Source organism: Streptomyces sp. NPDC007264 (assembly GCF_042869095.1).
Taxonomy (GTDB): domain Bacteria; phylum Actinomycetota; class Actinomycetes; order Streptomycetales; family Streptomycetaceae; genus Streptomyces.
Genome location: NZ_JBIAFD010000013.1, coordinates 225,234 through 232,093, shown reverse-complemented (window position 1 = coordinate 232,093; position 6,860 = coordinate 225,234). Strand labels below are relative to the sequence as shown.

Here is a 6,860-nt window from a genome sequence, read left to right as displayed (position 1 = left end):
GGCGGACGGCACGATCACGGATCCTGCCGCACCCGCCCACCACCTGTCACATCGTCAGACAGTCGATTCGGTCACGACCTTCTGAATGCTTACGGATCCGCGCGGTGTGAGTGCCGCCGCCGCGGCCCCGCACGCCGCTGCCCGGAAAGCCCCTGAAAAGGGGAGGGCCGAGCGGAGGTATTCGACCCGGGAATGCCCTCCGCGGGATTTTTCCACCGGCCGGGAGTCGACTGCTGAGTAACAAATGCATCGTGTTGCCTTCCGCCATACCCGAGCGCACGGCAGTTGCGGTAAGTCTTCTCCCATTCGGTTGTGAAGTCGTCGAATGCGAGTGAAGGGTGGGGGATGGCTGAAGGGCGCGCGGGAGACGGTCTGAGAGCTGCTCGTATCAAGGCAGGACTGACTCAGGAAGAGGTGTCACGCAGAGCCGGAATCAGCGTCAGAACCTTACGGCACATCGAGCGCGGCCAGGTCCGGAATCCGCGGCGGGACGCGCTCGAACGCGTGGCCCGGGTCGTGGGGTACGACCTGGCCGCCCGTGGCCGCCGGTCTGCCGGCGGACCGGGCGCATGTCCCGCCGACCCGTGCGAGATACGCCTGCTGGGGCCGCTGACCGTGGTGTGTGCGGGGCTGCCCGTGGCCATGCCGTTGAAGTTGCGTGCGCTGCTCGGCCTGCTGGCCGTCCAGCCCGACCAGGTCGTCGGACACGAGGAGATCGCAGACGTCCTGTGGCCGGGTGACGCCCCGTCCGGCTACGCCAGACTGGTCCACACGTACGCCGCCCGCCTGCGCCGGATCTTCGACCAGGGAGCCGGTGGCCAGGGGGGCGGCGGCCGCCGGATCGGCACGGTCCGGGGCGGATACGTCTTCAACAGCAGTGGGGCCCGGCTGGATCTGCATCAGTTCGAGCAACGCGTCGCGCGCGCCCTGCAGATCGTCGAATCCGATCCGTTGGAGGCGCTCGAACTGTACGGCCAGGCGCTGCGCAGCCGGCAGGGCAGGGTCCTGCAGGACGTGCCGCAACTGTGGCACCATCCGGCGGTCGTGCGGGTCGCGCAGCGCCACATCGACGTGACCATCGACTTCGCCGACCTGGCGCTGCGCCTCAAGCTGCCCGCATGCGCCGTCGAGCACCTCACCACGGCCGCGCACGAGGAGCCGCTGCACGAGTCGCTGCAGGCGCGGATGATGCTCGCGCTCGCCGGCACCGGCCGCAGGGCCGCCGCACTGCAGCTCTTCGCGGACCTGCGCACACGGCTGCGCAAGGAGCTCGGTGTCGAACCCAGCGACGAGGTCTGGCACGCCCGCCAGGCCATCCTCTCCTCGGACGCCTTCAAGACACCGCCGCAACCGACCGGCGCCACCTCCTTCTCACCCGCACCCGCACCCGCACGGTACGGACTGGGACCCCAGTCGCCGTATCCGGCAGGCAACTTCGGCGCCGGTGAGCACCCGTCGCCCCCTCCGGCCCGCGCCGCCCCCCTGCGGGATGTCGCATCACCGGCGCAACTTCCCCCGATGGCCACCCCGTTCGTCGGCCGAAGACAGCAACTCGACGCCCTGGACGCCCTGCTGACGGGCCGACGGGTGGACTACACGCCCGTGAAGATCGGGGTGCTGCACGGTCCGCGCGAGGTCGGCAAGACCGCGCTGGCCGTCCACTGGGCCCATCGGCGGCACGGAGAGTTCCCCGACGGCCAGCTCTACGCCGACCTGCGGGGCAGCACCGACCGTCCGGTCCCCGTCGGCACGGTGCTCAGCCGCTTCCTGCGCTCCATCGGCGTGAGCGCCGACTGGCTGCCCGACAGCAGCGAGGAGGCATCCGCCCTGCTGCGCAGCCTGGTGGCCGGCCGCCGCTTCCTGATACTGCTCGACGACGTGGCCGACGCCGACCAGGTCCGGGCCCTGCTGCCGGGCACTCCCGGCAATCTGGTCCTGGCCACCAGCAGGACACTGCTGATGGACCTGGTGACCCGAGAGGGCGCCACACCGATCGCCGTCGGCGTGCTGTCCGCGGCTGAGTCCCATGCCCTGATCCAGGCGTGCCTGGGCACCGAGCGCACCACCACCGAACCCGAGGCCGCCGCCGAACTGGTCGCGGCCTGCGGCCGGTTCCCGATGGCCCTGCGCGCCGCCGCCGCCCGCCTGGCGGCCGATCCGCACCTGCCCGTCCGTGCCGTCGTCGAGGAACTCGCCCGCACGGGCCCCCAGCCTTGCGGGCCCCCGTGTCCGCCGTCCGGAACTCACCCGTCCGGCGCGCCGGAAAGCCCCGGCGAAGACCGGCGGGCCGTTCGCGGCGAGGGCTGACACGGAGGCTGACAGCCCTGCCCGATGCTGACACCGGTGTCGGCCTTCCGTGGACACTCGAAATCGCCCCAGCTCAGCGCCTGGAATAACGGCTGAAAGACCGCGGCACGGACCTTTGGGTTCGACTGAAAGCGTTTTCACGGCGCTGAGTTCGGTTGCCGGGCGAGGCTCCCGGCCATAAGTTCACGCTCGCGGACCAGGATCCGCCGCCCGGCCCGTTGCGGCCCTCTGCGTTTATGCGTCCCCGCGCCTCCGCGACGGGGCATTCTTCGGGGAATCAAACAAAACTCACCGACAACCGTGCGCTGAGCCGTTCGGAGAGGATCGGAAATGGTGAAAATCACGGCCGAGGAGGCCCAGAAGTGGCTGATCGACGAGATCGCGCAGCGCCTGGGAGTTGACCCGTCGGAGGTCCCGCCGGACCAGTACTTCGACGAGCTCGACCTCGACAGTACCGCCGCCCTGATCATCGCGGGCGAGATGGAGAACTGGCTGGGCTTCGAACTCGGCACCACCGCGCTCTGGTACCACCCGACCATCGAGGCCCTCGCGGCGCACATCGCCGAGGAGTCGGAGCGGCGCACCGCCGCGGCGTGACAGCGCCGGGCACCGGGCCGGCCGTTCGTGACGGCGCGCCCGGAGCCCGTCGCCCGCTGCGGTCGCGCCCGGAGCCGCCTCCCAGGACCGCGGCTCGACGGGGCCGTCGTCCCCTGGGCCACCGCCCACCCGGGGGCTGTCCCGCCGCCACCCGGCACGGGGCCGCCCACTGCTCCCGACCTCCCTGTTCGCTCCAGATCCAGAGAGACTCGCCGTGAACTCTTCGCAGGAATCCGACGTCGACCGTCGGCTCGCCCGGGAACCCATCGCCATTGTCGGCCTCTCCGCGCTCTTCCCCAAGTCAAGCAATCTGCGGGAGTTCTGGTCGAACGTCGTCTCGGCCGCCGACTGCATCGACGAGGTGCCCGCCGGCCACTGGGACGTCGACGAGCACTACGACCCGGACCCCACCGTGCCGGACAAGACGTACGCCAGGCGTGGCGGGTTCATCCCCGACACGCCGTTCAACCCTCTCGAGTTCGGGCTGCCGCCCAACACCCTGGAGGTCACCGACGTCCTCCAGCTGCTCAGCCTGGTCGTCGCGCGTGACGTGCTGAAGGACGCGGGGGCCGACCAGGCCTGGTACGACAAGTCACGCACCGGTGTCGTGCTCGGCATCACGGGCGCCAACCAGCTCACCCAGCCGCTCACCGCCAGGCTGCAGAGCGGTGTCCTCAAGGAGGTCGTCCGCAGCTGCGGCCTGTCCCAGCGGGACGCCGAGGAGATCGTCGCCAAGTTCCGCCTGGCGTACGCCCCGTGGGAGGAGAACTCCTTCCCCGGCATGCTGGGCAACGTCGTCGCGGGCCGTGTCGCCAACCGGTTCGACCTCGGCGGCATCAACATGACGATCGACGCCGCCTGCGCCAGCTCTCTGGGCGCGGTCCGTGCCGCGGTGAGCGAACTGGTCGAGGGCCGCGCGGACACCATGCTCGTCGGCGGTTGCGACGCCGAGAACACGATCTTCATGTATCTGTGCTTCAGCAAGACGCCCGCGCTGTCGAAGTCCGGCCACATCCGCCCGTTCGACAAGAACGCCGACGGCACCCTGATCGGCGAGGGCATCGGCATGCTCGCGCTGCGCCGCCTCGCCGATGCCGAGCGCGACGGCAACAAGATCTACGCCGTGCTGCGCGGCATCGGCACTTCCAGCGACGGCCGCTTCAAGTCCATCTACGCCCCCCGCAAGGAGGGCCAGATGGTCGCCCTGCGCCGCGCGTACGAGGACGCCGACTGCTCGCCGGCGAGCATCGAGCTCTTCGAGGCGCACGGCACCGGCACGGCCGTCGGCGACGCCACCGAGCTGAGCGCCCTGTCCGCCGTGGTCTCCGAGGCCACCGACAGCCGGCAGTACGCGGCCCTGGGCAGCATCAAGTCGCAGATCGGACACACCAAGGCCGCGGCCGGCGCGGCCGGCATGATCAAGCTGGCGCTCGCCCTGCACCACAAGGTGCTGCCGCCCACCATCAATGTGGACGAGCCCAACCCCGCCATCGACTTCACGTCCGGGCCGGTGTACGTCAACACCCAGGCGCGGCCCTGGATCCGCACCCCGGAGCGGGCCAAGCGCCGCGCCGCCCTGTCCTCGTTCGGCTTCGGCGGCACCAACTTCCACGTGGTCCTGGAGGAGCACGGCGACGGCGACGACCTGCGGGTCTCCTACCCGGTGGCGGCGGTGCACCTGTGGCACGCGCCGGACACCGCGCGGCTGACCGAGGCCCTCGCCTCGGGGGCCCCCGCGAGCGGCGGTCCCGCGCCGTCGGACCACGCGCGCATCGCGTTCGTGGCCCGCACCGAGCAGGAGCTGGCCGACCTGCGCGCGCTCGCCCTCGGTGAACTGCGCGCCCGCCCCGACGCCGCCGCCTGGTCCCATCCCAAGGGCGTGTACTTCCGCCGCTCGGGCGCTCCCTCCGGCAAGGTCGCCGCGCTGTTCGCCGGGCAGGGCAGCCAGTACGTCAACCCCGGCCGGTCCGCCGTCATGGCGCTTCCGCCGCTGCGGGCCGCCTTCGACGCCGCCAACCGCCACTTCGAGGACGGCGAGCCGCTGTCCCGCATCGCCTTCCCGCCGCCCGTGTTCAGCGACGCCGAACGCGCCGAGCAGGAAAGCGCACTGCGTGCGACCGCGTACGCCCAGCCCGCCATCGGTGCGCTGTCGGCAGGCCAGTACCGCTATCTCACCGAACTGGGCTTCACGGCCGACGGGTTCCTCGGGCACAGCTTCGGCGAACTGACCGCGCTGTGGGCCGCGGGGGCCCTCACCGACGAGGCGTTCTTCGCACTGGCCCGGGCCCGCGGCAAGGCGATGGCCCCGCCGCGGGATCCCGGCTTCGACGCGGGGGCCATGGCCGCCGTCTCGGCGCCCGAGGAGCGGGTCGCCGAGCTGCTGGCCGCGCGCACCGACGTGGTGGTCTGCAACCGCAACGCGCCGGACCAGATCGTCGTGGGCGGCCCCACGGAGGAGATCGACCGTCTCGTCGCCGATGCCGGCGCGGCCGGCCTGCGCGCGAGCAGACTGCCCGTCTCGGCGGCCTTCCACACGCCCTTCGTCGGCCACGCCGTGGACGCCTTCCGCGCCGACGTGGAGCGATACGAAGTGCGGCCCCCGAACGGTACGGTCTTCGCCGACACCCAGGGTGCCGCGTACGGCGACGACATCGCCGCCAACCGCGCGGTCCTCGCCGAACAGCTCATCAACCCCGTCGACTTCGCCACGCGCGTCGAGGAGATGTACGCGGCCGGGTACCGGGTGTTCGTGGAGTTCGGCCCCAAGAACGTGCTCACCCAGCTCGTCCGGCGCATCCTGGGGGAGCGTGAGCACACGGTGCTCGCCCTGGACGCCGGCCCGGGCCGCGACGCGGACGTCGCCCTCAAACAGGCCGTCGCCCAGCTCGCCGTCCAGGGACTGCCGCTCGCCACGGCCGACCGCTACGTGGAGCCCGTGGTCGAGGAGCCCCCCGCCAAGGGGATGTCCATCCTCCTCAACGGCATCAACTACGTCGCGCCCGAGCGCAGGGCGAAGTACCGCGACGCCATCGAGAACGGGTACAGGATCACCGTCCCGACGCTGCCCGGCACCACCGGGACAGCGCCGCAGGACGGACCGGCCCGACCGGGCGGCGGGACCCCCGGAGCCCCCGCCGCGCCGTCAGGGGTCCCGACCCCGGTGTACGCCGCCGCTTCCGCGAAGGCCCCGGGCCCGAACGGCTCGTCGCCCGCGGCCCGTCCGGGTGCCGCCCCGGCCGGGGCCGGCGCATCGACCGCCGTGGTGGCCGTGAGGGCCCCGAGCCCCGCCGCCCCGGCCGTCGCCACCGCGTCCGCTCCGGGGGCACCCGCCCCGACCTCCGCTCCTGCCCCCACCGTCATGGAGACAGCTCACGTGGACAGTGACCGCCTGGCCGATCTCGTGGCCGACCATCTCGCCTTGCACGACGACTATCTGAGCAGCCAGCTGCAGAGCGCCGAGCGCCTCACCGGTCTCCTGGAGCGCGCCGCCGAGCAGGGCCGGCTCGGCCAGGTCCTCCCCGGGATCAACGCCGTCAAGGAGCACGGCCTGGACATCGGACGCAGTCACCTGCGGGCCAACGAGATCCTGCGCGACCTCGCCGGCCTGGAGCTGGGCACCGCGGGCTCCTCGACCGTCCACCGCCCTGCCACCGCGCAGCCGGCCGCACCGAGCGCCCTTCAGCCGGCCCCGCAGGCCGCCCTGCCCAGCCCGGTCCCGGCCGCACTGGCCCCCGCACCCGCCCCCGTCCCGGCCCTGACGCCCGCCCCGAAGGCCCCGGCCACCGGCGCCGCGACGGCTCCCGCGCGCACCGCGCAGCCGTTGACCGCCACCGCGCCGGAACCGGCCGCTTCGGTCGCCTCGGCTGTTCCTGCTGTGGATGTGGCGGGTGTGGAGGCGGCGCTGCTTGCGGTGGTGGGGGAGAAGACGGGTTATCCGGCGGACATGCTTGAGCTGG

3 protein-coding genes are annotated in these 6,860 nt (G+C 72.3%); all 3 read left to right on the top strand.

The window, feature by feature from the left end:
* The first annotated feature begins 345 nt into the window (after positions 1-345).
* A complete protein-coding gene (locus ACFYMU_RS23225) occupies positions 346-2,307 on the top strand; it encodes a BTAD domain-containing putative transcriptional regulator (RefSeq protein ID WP_388376234.1) in 1,962 nt (653 codons plus the stop codon).
* 330 nt (positions 2,308-2,637) lie between these two features.
* Entirely contained in the window at positions 2,638-2,904 is a 267-nt protein-coding gene (locus ACFYMU_RS23220) for an acyl carrier protein (protein ID WP_388376232.1), read from the top strand.
* A gap of 214 nt (positions 2,905-3,118) precedes the next feature.
* The coding region (locus ACFYMU_RS23215) for a beta-ketoacyl synthase N-terminal-like domain-containing protein (RefSeq protein WP_388376249.1) at positions 3,119-6,860 on the top strand (3,742 nt) is incomplete at its 3' end.